Origin of the sequence: Oscillibacter sp. KLE 1745 (assembly GCF_000469445.2) — a bacterium.
Taxonomy (GTDB): domain Bacteria; phylum Bacillota; class Clostridia; order Oscillospirales; family Oscillospiraceae; genus Oscillibacter; species Oscillibacter welbionis.
The window spans coordinates 29,498-44,833 of record NZ_KI271733.1; the positions used below are offsets into that span (position 1 = coordinate 29,498).

Consider the following 15,336-nt stretch of genomic DNA (forward strand, 5'->3'; position numbering starts at 1 on the left):
AGATGCTCCACACCTACGAACAGAAGTCACAGTCACGGGACGAGCTGGTGCGGGAGACGCGGCGGGCCATCCGACAACTCACCCAAGAGATGTCCCGGAGCATTTGCACAGAGCCAGCCATCGAACAGAAAATGGCGCAGTTGGCTGAACAGTTGGAAACTGTTAAGGGCAAAAAGTCCTACGGATACCTGCCCAAGTCTGTCAAGAAAACCGTGGACGAGGTAGTGGACAGGTTGGAAGATATACCAACGGTGAAAGCTTGCTATGCCCAATGGTGCGCCCTCCAAAGCGAGGTGGAAAGCTACTACCACGACAAGCTCAGAGAAAAGAAAAAGCTGTCCCAGGAGAAGGAGTTCCGACGGATCAAAAACGCTGTCATCCAGGAGGCGGAGTGCATCCGCATGGGGGATATCACCTTCGAGGACGCTGACCTGGCCGGCCATGACGAACCGGAACAAGTGCAGGGCGAGTCCTATGCCTGCTGGGAACTACGGCAGATCATCCAGAACGAAGCCATTCCTCTGGCAGACCGGGACTGCGCGGCGGAGGAGTTGGAGCGGCTGGCGGAACGAGGAGATGCTCACGCCCAATACATGATGGGCCTACTCTACCGGGATGGCCCTCTGCTGATTCCGGACAGTCGAAAGGCAGAGTACTGGTTCATCCAGGCGGCAGAGCATGGTCTGCCAGAGGCACAATATGTCTTAGGCAAACTGCTTCTCTCTGACGATCTCGAAGTCCATGACCCGGACGATGGCATCCGCTGGATGAGGCAGGCTGCGGAAAACGGGAATCACTTCGCCGCTTACCGGCTGGGCAAGGAGTATTTGACCGGCGAGGCGCTGACTAAAGATACTTCCAAAGCGGCAAAATGGTTCACCCAGTCAGCGGAGGCGGGTAACCAGTATGCCCAGTATATGCTGGGCAAGTTATACCTGACGGGGCAGGGAGTGATTCACGACCGGACCCAGGCGCTGGACTGGTTCAGCCGTTCCGCCGCCCAGGGAAACCAGTACGCACAATTCTTCCTGGAGCGGCAGAGTGGCCTCCGTCCACCCTCCGTCATGCTGGCGGTCACCCGCCTGCTCTACCACATGAGCCGGATCTTCGAGGATCACTCCCTGCCTCGATCCAGCACCGGCCTCCAGGTAGACAGCAAACTTCGGAGAAAGATTCAGGAAAAGAAAATCGCTATGGGCCACAAACCGGATGACCATGAGGAGGCGCAGAACCAGGGCGGCATGGTCATGGGCGGGATGTGAGCACCTCAAAAATTACGGCACCTAAAACAATAGGAAAGCCCTTGGAGCAAGAAGGCCAGGCAAAATGATAATTTTCTGATAATAGTTCGCCGTGCCCCTGGCTATTTCCTGTTTCTGTGGTATGTTGTGTTGCTGAGGAGGGATGACCAATGACGACCAATCAAACCCCAGTCCAGCGGTGCCAGTACTGCGGGAGCGACAATCTGGGCCTGGGCTGGCAGCACGGAGAGGCGCTGGTGACCTACAAGAAGCACGGACTCCTGGGCAGCCGGCTTCGCTATCTGATCTGCCGCCGCTGCGGGGCTGTGGTGTATCAATGGGTGGCAGAGCCTCACAAGTTCCCGTCTATCAAGTGAGTCCCCCAGAAATTGCACCGCAAATCAAAGATAAACTCTGGAGGTAAGAAACATGGCAAAGCGAAGACCATCCGGGGACGGCATGGTGCGCAAGCGGGAGGATGGCCGCTGGGAGGGCCGGATCGTAGTGGGCCACAAGAGCAATGGCGACTCAATCTTCCGGTATATCTACGCAGATACCCAAAAGGAACTGACCGCCAAACTCCGGCAGAACATCGACGCCTATCAGGGAGTGGACCTGACGGAGGAGAGCAGAATGACGCTGTCAGAGTGGCTGGACCGCTGGCTGGAGCAGATGGCACTCACCCTGCGCCCCGGCACCCTGAAACGGTACCGGGGCGACATGGACCGCCATGTCAAACCCCGCCTGGGACAAAAGAAGCTCACGCAACTCACCGCTGAGGATCTGCGGGAATTGTACCGTTTCCTTCTGGAACAGGGGCGAATTGCCCCTCGCCCCGGCCAAAGCCCCGGCCTCTCTCCCGCCACCGTCCGCGGTATCCACGCCGCCCTCCACCAAGCCCTCCAAGCGGCAGCAGATCAGGGGCTGATGCCCAACAACCCCGCCAAACAGGTGGACCCGCCTAAAATCACCCACAAGCCCATGAAAATTCTAAACGAGGCGCAGGTGAACATTTTTCTGGAGGCGACGGATCGGGACCCGATTTGGCGGGACTTCTTCTACACGGAACTCACCACCGGTCTGCGGCTGGGTGAGATCTGTGGCCTCATGTGGAGCGACTTCGATGGGCGAAAGGGCACCCTCAGCATTTCCCGTACACTGCGTAAAGAAAAAGGCGGACGGCTGGTGGCCGGGGACACCAAGACCTACGCCGGGACCCGGACCATCCTCCTGCCCACCAGCACGGCGGAGCGGCTGCGGCTGCGAAAAAAGACTTCCTACTCCCCTTGGATCTTCCATGACCCACTTCGCCCGGAAACCCTGCTGAACCCCGGCACCGCATACCGCCAGCTGAAAAAGGTCCTGCAGGAGACCGGACTGCCTGAACTTAGATTTCACGATTTAAGGCACACCTTCGCCACCCACGCTCTGGCCAGCGGAGTGGATGCCAAGACCCTATCCGGCATCCTGGGCCACACCAAAGCCAGCTTCACCCTGGACACCTACACCCACACCACCGGGGATATGCAGAGGCGGGCGGCGGAAATCGTGGGCGGCTTCCTGACCGACTACTTAGGAGAGGAGATGGCCCCGTGGCAAAACGCAGAAAACACGGCGACGGCAGCGTCCGTCTGAGAAAGGACGGCCGGTGGGAGGGCCGAGTGGTCATCGGCTATGACGAAAAGGGCCTGCCCAAAACCAAAAATGTCCTTGCTAAGACAAAAACAGAATGTGTGGCAAAGCTGAAGGCCCTGCGGGAGAGACTGGAGACTCCCGCCCCTGAAGTTCCAAAAGCAGGGCTTTCCCTGGGTGCTTGGCTGGATCATTGGTACCAGGACTACAAGAAAGCGAGTCTCCGTCCTAACACCCAGATGTCCTATGAACGGCGGATCTACCAACACATCATCCCCGCCTTGGGCGGTATCCAGCTGGACAAGCTGACCACCGGGGACATCCAGCAGTTCTATACCCATCTTAGGCAGAATGGCAGATTGCTGCGCACAGAACTCTATGGAGAGGGTCTCTCCGACCAGACCATCCGGGGCATCCACACCACCCTCCACGCCGCACTGGACAAGGCAGTGGAGGAGAAACTGATCTTCCGCAACCCGGCGGACAGCTGTAAACTTCCGCCTGTCAAGGGCAGAGAAATGAAGGTTCTGACTCCGGAGGAGATCCAGCGGCTGCTGATCCAGGCCAGGGAGGACGGCTGCTACGAGCTGCTTCTCTTGGAACTGGCCACTGGCCTGCGCCGGGGCGAGATCCTGGCCCTCCAGTGGCGTGACCTGAATCTCCGGACCGGCGCCCTGCGGGTGGAGCGGCAGGTCCACCGGGTCAAGGGAGAACTGGCAGTATCCCCGCCCAAGACCAAGGCGGGGAACCGGACGGTACTCCTCCCTGCCCCGGTCCTAAACGTGCTCAAGACCTACAAACAAGCCGTCCACTCACGGTGGATGTTTCCCTCCCCTGTCAAGGAAGACTCCCCTATGGACCCGGCAGCCGTCCGGAAGCGGCTCCAGACAGTATTGGAGCGGGCAGAGTGTAAACGGCTGCGATTCCATGACCTGCGGCACACCTTCGCTACCGCCTCCCTGGAACACGGCATGGACATCAAAACGCTGTCCACCATCATCGGCCATGTGTCCAGCACCACCACCCTGAACACCTACACCCACGTCACCGATGCCATGCGGCAGAACGCGGCGGACAAGATCGACCAAGGAATCGGGAGAGCCGAACCGAAACCCAGGCAGGAAGCGGCACCCCAGAAACCAGCCCCCAGCACCTTCCAGGCCCACAAGGGACAGCGGCGCAAACCGGGCACCGGCTGTGTCAGCCAAATCAACGACCACCTGTGGGAGGGCCGTTACTCCCCCATCTTCAATGGCCAGCGCATGGCCCGGAATGTCTACGCGAAAACGGAAGCCGAGTGTGAGAAAAAGCTGGCAGAACTGATCTGGGAAATGAAGGCGGAGATCGCCGCCGGAAAAGAGCAGGCGAAGCAACAAAAACCGGCAAGTTGAACAAACAGGCCTCCGAGGGCAAAGCGCCCCCGGAGGCCCGTCTTTTTCCTGTCTGTGGCTGGTTCTGTGGTCAATAGCAAATGGAAAAATTTAATATTTCAAAAATTGTTGCGAATTTTAGAAGAAAAGGCCGCTTTTCAAAAGAAAAGCGACCTTCTTGTGGAGCTGCTACCCAGATTTGAACTGGGGACCTCATCCTTACCAAGCGACTTTGGAACTTTTTTCTAACTATTTTGGGTGCTTTATAGCCATATCCGCTCCAATCCGTTTACTTTCCGTCACTCTTTGAGTGCAAGGTTTCCGCCTGTTCCGCCGCCCTCTGTGGTTGCCCGTGTGGTCAAACCGTTGGGGCAGTAGGTTTAGCGATCCGACGGTTTGCACAAATGTGGTCAAATTGCGGTCTTCCTTTCCTGCCGCAAAAGCTCACTGTCCCGCTTTTCTACATGCTTTCACAGGGCTGCTTTTGAGAGGGTGTTAACAAAGATAAAAAGACGAGAATCCTGTTCCTAAAGCTGCCATGTCGCCGTCCTCTGGCGACAAACCTTTCGTTGTAAGTTTCATGCAAGTTTGTACCAAACTCCCTGCTATCGTTAAATGATGCCGTGTAAACCGCAAAGAAGTACCAAATTAGTTCAAAGTTAGTCCCAAAACATCCAACGCCTTAAATTGTTCGTTGATATACCACCATGAGAATGCTCTGGTGCTGTCATCAAACAGGTAGAAATACCTTTTACCCAGTTCCTGCGACAGCATTGACAAGGGAAGATTCTTTCATTCCAATTTAACAACTGATTGTTGTTTGATTTCCATATGGTGCGGTCAAATAAGGACCAAGGATTCGCTGATTCCCAGCGCTTCCTTGGCCCTTATTTGATACCTCTCCCCCAAAAGTTGAGAGTAGATTTTCAAGTCGCTCAGTAATAATTGAGATTTTCTTGTTTATTGTAGGCTTCCTATCACTTTTCCGAGATTTTTATTTGTCTCAAGGTTGATAGTAGGTTTAGAGTTCCTTGAGAGTTCCCTTACTCTAGGCCCTTTCATCCACTATCCGGCATAATATTTCTGCTTAGGGCTTCCGGGGCAATCCGGGATTGTCATTTTAAGCTTACCAGCTTCCACCAGCGGCCGGATGTAGTGACGGGTTACATAGTAGGATGTTTTGATGCCTAAGAATTGAGCGATCTCTTTGCGGCTGCGCGGAACACGGCAGAAGGAGAGAAGATCATGTCCCGCCGAAGGCTGCTCCCCCGCGGGAACTGCCTGTCTCTCTTCCTGGGCGTGATTGTAGAGCGTCACCACAAACTCATTCCGACGGTTCTCAAATACCGGGGCCGGTAGGCCATAGGCTGCCATCTCCCGCCGAATGGTGGGGATGCCCGAGTATCGGTTCTCCGCGTCTGTCAGGATCTCCGCCATCACCGCCAGCGCAGGATTCCGAAGATCCGGACGGGCATGGCCCAGCTGGTCCACCGTCATCCTGCCATAGAGGCTGCCGGGGCTATGGATCTCCAGTCGGTCAGAAAAGAAATTGATCTGGGCAGGCGTACCCTCGGTATAAATGCTGTAATCCCGGTGGATCAGCGCATTGAGGATCGCCTCCCGGAGTGCCCGGATAGGATACTCTGTCTGATCGGTACGTTTCCCCGTCTGCGGATCGATGACCGTGCGAGTCTTCATGTTCCGTTTACAGAACGAGAGGGCCTCCTCTTCCATCTCCGCGATGGTGCCCTCAATTCGTTTATTGTCCAGAAACCGGGCAGAATCCGTTTCTGCCAGTTCTCCAATCTCTTTTCCGGGCACCACGACGGCGGTAATGGCAAGCTGGGGCAGGTATCCCTGGGGGTAAATCCCGAAGTTCAGGACGGCCGCAAGGGTTGGCGCGCCGTTTCGTGTAATGTTCAGCATCTCGTACTGCTGCTCTTCGCTTAGCTTTCCAAAGCCTGGCCGTTCCATGCGCCGATCCAGCAGATAGCGCTGCACAGCGTCCTGATTTAAGGTGTCCAGAGAAGCCCGCTCAATCGGCCTTTCATCGTCGTGCAAATGCTTCCGAAACGCCTCATAACTGTATAGTTCGTAATCCGTCATGGGAAGATCCGCGTCGCCCACCCGGATATAAGAGCCCTTCATCCGACCAGCGCCCTTGTAATGGCATGGCCGCTCCGCTAGATCAATGGAGGGAATTTCCGCAGAGCAGACTGGGAGTCCATCTACCTCAGCTACCGTAAAGACCGCACGCACAGGCGGGTCCATCTGATTGCACTGCTCCGCCACTTTTTTCTGCAAGTCCTGAAGGTTATAGACACCCACTACCTGAAAATCCTGTGTCTCGTCCAGTCCAAACAGCAAAATTCCTCCACTGTCCTGGTTTGAAAAGCTGGACAGTGTGTCATACAGGCGTCTCGGACAATCCACATGGGCGGCTTTGACCTCCAGCGTCTGCGTCTCCGCCTTTTGCCGGGTCGTATGCCGCACGAGGTCTAACAGTTCTTCCGTCAGCATAAGGACACCTCCTCTCTTGCTCCAAGCTTAACTTACATCTTCAAAAATGTCAATCAAATCTGTTCGATATTTTTAGCTTTTTCAAACAGGAAGTTGGGTTTATTTTGATTTATTTAGATTTTATTAGATTTACTATCTTGGTAGAAATGCAAAGATAGCTTTTCTTTGCACTCATCCATGTGCCCATATTTGAATACACATGTGCGTTTTGCTCAACAGGAAAAACGCATGCGTGCTTTTTTGCAGTGTTTTGCGATGGTGTTGACAATGAAAAGGCGAACTATGAGTCATTTCTGCTGGGAACTATATTCCAAAATCCCAGAAAAAATGATACACTATTCTAAAAACTACACTCCGGGAGAGATTGACATGATCAACATTCGCAAGCTGGAATCGGAACTGTGGGAGTCCGCCGACCTGCTGCGGGCCGGTTCCAAGCTGACGTCCAACCAATACTGTATGCCCGTTCTGGGCCTGATTTTTCTTCGCTATGCGTTCAGCCGCTTCAAGCTGGTGGAGGCAGAAATCCTAAAGGACCGCCCGGTGCGAAACGGCCAGGTGCTGCCGGTGGAGGAGAGCGATTTTGCTTCCCGCAGCGCTCTGTTCCTGCCCCTGGAGGCCCAGTACGCCTATCTGGTGGACCTGCCGGAGAACATCTCCGCCGCTGGGCTGACTAACCGGAACGGCCAGGTCATGAACAGCCTGGGCGAAGTGGTCAACAACGCCATGGAGCTGGTAGAGGAGCAGAGCGAGCAGCTTTCCGGCGTGCTGCCCAAGGACTACACCATGTTCTCCGACGAGCTGTTGGCCGAGCTGCTGCGGATCTTCAACAACAGCGCCCTGGACGATGTGGGGGGCGATGTGATCGGGCGCATCTATGAGTACTTCCTCAACAAGTTTGCCAAGAATATCGCCCAGGATGACGGGGTGTTCTTCACCCCCAAGGCCCTGGTAAAGATGATCGTCAATATTCTGGAGCCCAGGGAGGGCGTCCTGCTGGACCCGGCCTGCGGCAGCGGCGGGATGTTTGTCCAGACCGGCGACTTTGTGGAGCACGCCGGGATGCTGGCCAACAACACCCTGACCTTTTACGGTCAGGAGAAGGTGGAGTACAACTCCCAGCTGTGCCTGATGAACCTAGCGGTCCACGGCCTGTCCGGGGTCATCAAGTCCGGGGACGAGGCCAACACCTTTTACCACGACGCCCACAATCTGGATGGCTGCTGCGACTATGTGATGGCCAATCCCCCCTTCAACGTGGACAAGGTGAAGGCGGAGTCGGCCCAGAACGCCGGGCGGCTGCCCTTTGGGATGCCCGCCGTCAACAAGAACAAGGAGGTCAGCAACGCCAATTATCTGTGGATCTCCTATTTCTACTCCTACTTAAACGAGCACGGCAGGGCCGGGTTTGTGATGGCCTCCTCCGCCACCGACAGCCAGAGCAAGGACAAGGACATCCGGGAGAAGCTGGTGCGCACCGGCCACGTGGATGTGATGATCTCCGTGGGCAACAACTTCTTCTACACCAAGAGCCTGCCCTGCTCCCTGTGGTTCTTTGACAAAGGGAAACAAGAGGAGCTGCGGGACAAGGTGCTGTTCATTGACGCCCGGAACTACTACACCGTGGTGGACCGCACTCTAAACGAGTGGAGCGAGTGGCAGTTAAAGAACCTGAACGCCATTGTGTGGCTGTACCGGGGTGAGGTGGACAAATACCAGAACTTGCTCTCCCAGTACCGGCAGGAGCTCCATCGAAAGATTTCTACGCTTATAGACTTTCAGACGGAGTCATTGCTTCATGAAATGCTTCCTGAGTTCTACAAAAAGCCGAATGAAAAAGGCTACGAAATCAAAGCATTGCTTAACGACGGGAATGTCTTAAACAGTCTGGAAAAATTAAGGCTTGGGTTAGAGGAATTCCTCCGGCTTCAGAAAGCCAGTGTAGCAAAATTTGCCCCATATCTGGAAGAGAATAAACTGAAACATGAGATAAAAGCGCTCATAGAAAGCAGAGCCGGAAAAGGACCTGCGAGAGTTCGCTTCTATGTAAAAGAACTAAAAGCAATCTTAGAGAGCCATGAGGAACAAATTCAAGAATGTGTTGCTGTTCTTAAAGAGGCTGATTGGCTTTATGGTAAATTTGGCGAGGGCGTGTATGCCGATATTCCCGGCCTGTGCAGGGCGGCTACCCTGGAGGAAATTGAGCAGAAGGGCTTCTCCCTCACCCCCGGCGCCTATGTGGGGGTGCCGCCCGCAGAAGATGACGGGGTGGACTTCCATGAGCGCATGACCGAGATCCACAAGGAACTGCTGGAACTCCAGGCGGAGTCCGACCGGCTGATGGAGACCATCTCAAAGAATTGGGAGGAGATGGGGCTGTGAAAGAAATAGAATTGGGCGCTATATGTGAGTTTATCAACGGTGGTGCGTGGAGTGATAAAGAATATGTATCATCTGGGATACCTGTTCTAAAAGTTTCCAACTTTAAGCCTAACGGTTTTTTGATAGATGATATAAACTATTTGCCGTTATCAGACACCCAAAAGTACGCCAAAAATAAACTCCTACTCAACGATGTGATCATTGCAACTGTTGGTTCTCATCCCAATCTGCAAGATTCTGCCGCTGGTCGATCTTGTGTTGTAAATTCGCTTGTTGAGGGATTTTACCTGAACCAAAATGCTGTTTGTATTCGCACGACTAATAGCGAGATTCTGGACCAACGTTATCTGGGCTACTTGGCAAAAAGCCGGGAGTTTCAACACTATATTCAAAGCCGTGGCAGAGGTGCGGCTAATCAAATGCGGATTGCCATAGGTTCAATTAAGGAGTATAAATTAAAATTACCCAAAATTGAAATTCAGTGCCGCATCGCCGACATTCTATCCGCCTATGATGACCTGATCGAGAACAATCGAAAGCAGATCAAACTGCTGGAGGAGGCGGCTCGGCGGCTGTATAAAGAGTGGTTCGTGGACCTGCGTTTCCCCGGCTATGAGCACACCAAAATTGCGGACGGCGTGCCAGAGAGGTGGGAAAAAAGAACCGTTGGCAGCTTAATTGATAAGCCCATAAGAACAAAACAAATTCCAACCGCTGATTATCAGACAGCTGGTATGATTCCTGTCATCGATCAAAGCCGAGAATTTATATCAGGATATACCAATGATACCGAATCTCTTGTACAATCTAATGCTCCAGTAATTGTTTTTGGAGACCATACGCGTATATTAAAGTTAATTCAATTCCCGTTTGCAAAAGGTGCAGATGGGACGCAATTGATTTGCTCGTCTTCTAATCACATGCCGCAAAGATTGCTATATTGTAGTTTGCTTAATATTGATTTGTCTAATTACCATTATGCAAGGCATTTTAAGTACTTAAAAGCCGAAGTTATTTTTGTGCCAACTATGGAAATTGCAAATTTATTTGAATCGATTGCTGAACCTCTTTATACAAAGGTTCAACGTTGTAGAGAAATATGCTATCAGGCACAGCAAGCCCGTGACCGCCTGCTGCCCAAACTAATGACCGGAGAAGTGGAGGTGTGATAATGGCATCCCAAGAAGAAGGCACGGAGATGCAAATCATTCCACACGACAGTTCTGCCCCCATCGATATGTTAGGGCGCGAAGATTTTATAGGGCAACTGATTACTATCGTAGAGATACTCGCCTCTAATAAAAAGAATGCAAGTTATGCAATCAACGGAGCCTGGGGAACGGGGAAAACATGGATCCTGGAGTCGTTTGAACGGAGAATCAGGGAATTTTATCAAGAGGGAACAACGCTGAACAAATATGTGGTGTTTCATTACAATTGCTGGGAATATGATTATTATTCAGAACCGTTGATTGCAATTGTTGCAGCTATTTTAGATCAAATCGATACGCTTAATCTTGTAAAAGAGGAACAAAAAGCAGCCATTAAAGAAATTATCAAGGAAATTGGAATTAGTTTACTTGAAAATGCGAGCACAATTGTTAAAGGAAAGACAGGCATAGATATTCAAGCTATCCAGAAAAAGATAGAGCAAATAAACAATGAAACATCAAAAGCAATAGCAGAAAACCACGATTTTGATACATATTTCAAATTCAGAGAAATGCTGAAGCAACTATCCAAAACAATTGCGTTACTCGCAGAGGATCAGACGGTAATTTTAGTCGTAGATGAACTGGATCGGTGCTTACCAGAATATGCAATCAAAGTTTTAGAGCGATTACACCATGTGTTCGGCGACATTCCCAACATGCAGGTAATTTTAGCCGTCGATAAGGATCAACTGGTTCAAACGATTTCATCATTATATGGAAGCAATACTAGCATTGAACGATATTTAAAGAAATTTATTGACTTTGAGTTATCACTGCACGCTGGGGACATTGGCAACATTGTCAAAGGCCTTTATCCGCAGTATCATAGTTGCTTTAGCTGTCAAACGTTACAAAGCGACAAAGCTGATGACCTTTGTAGTCTTATCTTAGCCGATATTGACATTAGAACGTGTAAATTGATTGCTGAGAAAAGTCATTTGTGCCACCGCATTCTTACATCGGATAACATAATTTGTGACAGCTCTATTTTATGCGTCGAATTATTTCTTACTGTGTTAAAACAGTATGGGTTAAAGGTAAGCGATGCCAAGAACCATTTTAGCGAACAAAATCTATTCGCGTCTAATATGTTTTCACCTGAGAACACCTATATCTTGAAAAGATTGGGAAGTCGTTATAAAACGAAAAATGGTTCCCCGCAGTACTATCACCACAATTCTCCTGGACCTTCTTACATTGATGTATGTGATTTGTTTGGCCTTATCATCGGATGTTACCGAGTAGTCCTGGGATTCAATAATGAGCATTGGAACGGCGGATATGAGAATGTCGTTACAGTCGGTACTTTGTCTGTTCGCGAATACGTTTTGAGATTCTGGAAACTTTTAAATCTCATACAATGAGGAAGCCAATCCAAAAAGGAGGTTTTTATGAGCTACGACTACTCCGAAAATATTTTCGTCCAGGAATCGGCCGGGCATCTGCTGGAGCGGGAGCTGGGCTGGGAGGTGTCCTATGCCTACAACACGGAAAAGCTGGGCAGGGATGGCACCTTCGGCCGGACAAGCTACAAGGAGATCCTGCTCACCCGGTATTTTCGGCAGGCGCTGCAGCGCCTGAACCCGTGGCTCACCTCCGCCCAGATGGACGAGGCCCAGAAGAAGATGGAATCCCGCCTGTCCACCGCCTCCCTGATGCAGATCAATGAGGAGAAATACTCCCTCATCCGGGACGGCATCCCCGTCACCGTCAAGCGCCCCGACGGCAAAACAGGGGAGAAGCGGGCCCAGGTCATCGACTTCCAGAACCCAGACAACAACCACTTCCTGGCCATCAAGGAATTGAAAATTCACGGCGACCTGTACCGCCGCCGCACGGACATCGTGGGATTCGTCAACGGGATTCCTCTGCTGTTTGTGGAACTGAAGAAGAGCACCGTGGACGTGCAGAACGCCTACACGGACAACTACACCGACTACTTGGACACCATCCCACCCCTGTTCTACTACAATGCCTTTCTCATCCTCTCCAACGGCCTGGAGGCCAAGGTGGGCACACTGGGCAGCAAGTACGAGTTCTTCCATGAGTGGAAGCGTCTCAGCGAACAGGAGGCGGGCAGCGTGGCCCTGGAGACTATGCTCCGAGGGATCTGCAAAAAGGAGAGCTTCCTGGATCTACTGGAAAACTTCATTCTCTTCGACCACTCCGGCGGCCACACTGCAAAAATTCTGGCCCGAAACCACCAGTATCTTGGCGTCAATGAGGCGGTGAAGGCATACCAGGCCCGGAAGCTGAACAACGGCAAGCTGGGGGTATTCTGGCACACCCAGGGCAGCGGCAAGAGCTACTCCATGGTGTTCCTGGCCCAGAAGATTCGGCGGAAGTTTGCTGGCTCTCCCACCATTGTGGTCCTCACCGACCGGGAGGAACTGAACAAGCAGATCAGCGAGACCTTTGAAAACTGCGGACTGCTGGGCAAGGCGAAAGCTGGGCAGTTTATGGCCGCCAGCGGCGACGATTTGATCAACAAACTTCGGGGGAACCCCAGTTTTATCTTCACCCTGATTCAAAAGTTTAATCAGCCCAACGTGCAGCCCATCTGCCCCGACCATGATATCCTCATTCTCTCTGACGAGGCTCACCGCAGTCAGTACGGCATCTTCGCCGACAACATGGTGCACCTGCTGCCCACCGCCTCCCGCATCGGCTTTACCGGGACGCCCCTGCTATCTAATGACAACATCACCGAGCGCACCTTCGGCGGCTACATATCCGTGTACGACTTCAAGCGGGCGGTGGAGGACGGAGCCACCGTGCCGCTGTACTACGAGAACCGGGGGGATAAAATCGCCGATCTCCACACCCCGGAGATCACCGACCGGATTCTGGATGCCATCGAGCGGGCCGACCTGGACGTGGACCAGCAGGAGAAACTGGAACGGGAATTTGCCAAGGAGATCCACCTGCTGACCGCACAGCAGCGGCTGGACTCCATCGCCAAGGACTTCGTGGGACACTACTCCGATTTGTGGACCAGCGGCAAGGCCATGTTTGTGTGCCTTAATAAGGTCACCTGTGTTCGGATGTATGATCTGGCACAAAAATACTGGGCCCAGGAGATCACCCGCCTGGAATCTCAGCGCAGGCATGCCACCCAGCAGGAGGCTCAGGAACTGGACCGGAAAATCGCCTGGATGAAAGAGACGGAAATGGCCGTGGTGGTCAGCCAGGAGCAAAACGAGATCCAGACCTTTCAAAAGTGGGGCTTGGACATCAAATACCACCGGGAGAAGATGGAGAAACGGGAACTGGACAAGGAATTCAAGGACCCGGACAATCCCCTGCGGGTGGTGTTCGTGTGCGCCATGTGGCTCACCGGCTTTGATGTGAAGTGTCTGTCCTGCCTGTACCTGGACAAGCCCTTGAAGGCCCACACCCTGATGCAGACCATCGCCCGGGCCAACCGCGTGGCGGAGGGAAAGAGCAACGGCCTGATTGTAGACTACATTGGGATCGTGAAGGCCCTGCGGAAAGCGCTGGCGGACTACACAGCGAATGTGGGCGGCCAGGGTGGGACTGACCCCACGGTCGATAAGGAAGCACTGATTGCCCGCATTCTGGACACGATCTCCGCCGCCAAGAAATTTCTTCTGCGCCACGATTTTGACTTACAGACGTTGATCGACGCAAATGATTTTGAGAAGATGGCCCGGCTGGAGGATGGGGCAAACGCGGTCAGTGGAACCCTGGAGGAACGCAAACAGTTCCAGACTTACGCCAACGAACTGATCCGGATGATGAAATATGCCGACCGGAACGATGTCTCGTCGGATACCCGAAAAGAGTATGAGGCCATTGTTGCGATCTTCCACCAGCTCCAGAAAAAGCGCAAGCACGCCAGCAATGTGGATCTGATGGTGGAAATCAACGGCATTATCAGTGAGTATGTGCAGGTGGATACTCCCATCGAAGGTTTGACCCCCTCCCGCCAGTTCGACATCAGCAAGATCGACTTTGATCTGCTCCGCCGGGAATTTGCAAAGGCAAAGCGGAAAAATCTAATTCTGAAGGACCTGGACGACTTGATCCAGCAGCGTCTCAACGAGCTGCTGTTTGCCAATCCGCAGAGAATCAACTACTATGAGCGCTACCAACAAATTATCGATGACTACAACAGTGAACAGAACCGGGCCACCATTGAGAAAACGTTCATGGACCTGATGGATCTGGCCAACAGCATGGATCAGGAGGAGCAGCGGTATGTCCGGGAGGGATTCTCCAGTGATGAGGAGCTATCCCTGTACGATCTGCTCTTCTCTGAAAATCTGTCCAAACAGGATATTCAGAAAATCAAGCATGTGGCGGTTGACCTGCTGGCCAAGGTAAAGGCTAAAATTGCAGAACTGGATCACTGGACGGATAAGCAGGAGACCAAGGCAGCCGTGGACAACCTGATTCGGGATACTCTGTGGGCGGAATTGCCGGAGTGTTATGATGAGATCAGTATTTCAGGCTATCGGCAGAAAATTTATGAGTATGTGTACACTCGGTACCCTGATGTAGCATAGCGTATTATTTTTGCCTGATATTTTGTAATTCTTAGCACCAAATTGCTACAAGCATCATCAATGGCACCACCCAGATCACGGATGGCATTTTCCAGACCATGGGCATTTGATGCCAAGTCCCTGTGCTCCGGCATGATTGGCGGAAAGGTGGCGGCCAAATAAGCACGCTGTATAGAAAGGACGCAGACGATTTCGCCCGCGTCCTTTTTCACTGTGTTCAGACTATTGTCCTTAAGTGGACGGAGGCCCCCAGTTCTATATGCATCCTACGTTACCAGAATGAGATGGTGTTGACAAAGAAATCTGGCCAGGAGCCTCTCCCCTAAAAAGCATACGAGTCACCATTAGGGTATTGACATGCGCGAACGTTTGTTCTATATTGGATTTGGGCGAAAGCCAAAAACTCGCAGCTTTCCGGTGAGGTCCACACCCCGGTGGGACCTCAGAC

9 protein-coding genes are annotated in these 15,336 nt (G+C 52.5%); 8 read left to right on the forward strand and 1 reads right to left on the reverse strand.

Annotated elements, in window-relative coordinates; genetic code table 11:
* From mobL to HMPREF1546_RS10865, 4 genes are all read left to right on the forward strand, one after another.
* Positions 1–1,262, forward strand: a 1,262-nt coding sequence (gene mobL / locus HMPREF1546_RS10850; protein ID WP_021751938.1) for a relaxase MobL, incomplete at its 5' end; no start/stop codon positions are given.
* A 149-nt stretch (positions 1,263–1,411) separates the two neighbouring features.
* On the forward strand, positions 1,412–1,618 hold the full coding sequence (locus HMPREF1546_RS10855) for a hypothetical protein (protein ID WP_021749216.1): 207 nt from the start codon (positions 1,412–1,414) through the stop codon (positions 1,616–1,618).
* A gap of 52 nt (positions 1,619–1,670) precedes the next feature.
* Positions 1,671–2,876 (forward strand): site-specific integrase, encoded by a 1,206-nt coding sequence (locus HMPREF1546_RS10860; protein WP_036630294.1) that lies wholly within the window; start codon positions 1,671–1,673, stop codon positions 2,874–2,876.
* A complete protein-coding gene (locus HMPREF1546_RS10865) occupies positions 2,834–4,264 on the forward strand; it encodes a site-specific integrase (protein WP_036630297.1) in 1,431 nt (476 codons plus the stop codon). The genes HMPREF1546_RS10860 and HMPREF1546_RS10865 overlap by 43 nt, the downstream gene beginning before the upstream one ends.
* A gap of 1,044 nt (positions 4,265–5,308) precedes the next feature.
* Here the strand turns inward: HMPREF1546_RS10865 and HMPREF1546_RS10870 are convergent.
* The gene (locus HMPREF1546_RS10870) at positions 5,309–6,763 is read right to left on the reverse strand and encodes an ATP-binding protein (RefSeq protein WP_021749221.1); all 1,455 of its coding nucleotides are present in this window, start codon (positions 6,761–6,763) and stop codon (positions 5,309–5,311) included.
* 369 nt (positions 6,764–7,132) lie between these two features.
* On the opposite strand from HMPREF1546_RS10870, the gene HMPREF1546_RS10875 reads away from it, so the two are divergent.
* From HMPREF1546_RS10875 to HMPREF1546_RS10890, 4 genes are read left to right on the forward strand one after another with little or no spacing between them, the layout of a single operon-like run.
* Positions 7,133–9,145: a class I SAM-dependent DNA methyltransferase gene (locus HMPREF1546_RS10875; protein ID WP_036630300.1), complete on the forward strand. Its 2,013-nt coding sequence runs from the start codon at positions 7,133–7,135 to the stop codon at positions 9,143–9,145.
* Positions 9,142–10,314: a restriction endonuclease subunit S gene (locus HMPREF1546_RS10880; protein WP_021749223.1), complete on the forward strand. Its 1,173-nt coding sequence runs from the start codon at positions 9,142–9,144 to the stop codon at positions 10,312–10,314. Before HMPREF1546_RS10875 ends, HMPREF1546_RS10880 begins: the two co-directional genes overlap by 4 nt.
* A 2-nt stretch (positions 10,315–10,316) precedes the next feature.
* A complete protein-coding gene (locus HMPREF1546_RS10885; protein ID WP_021749224.1) occupies positions 10,317–11,723 on the forward strand; it encodes a P-loop NTPase fold protein in 1,407 nt (468 codons plus the stop codon).
* Positions 11,724–11,750: 27 nt separating this feature from the next.
* Positions 11,751–14,888, forward strand: a complete 3,138-nt coding sequence (locus HMPREF1546_RS10890) for a type I restriction endonuclease subunit R (protein ID WP_021749225.1) — start codon at positions 11,751–11,753, stop codon at positions 14,886–14,888.
* Positions 14,889–15,336: the final 448 nt, after the last annotated feature.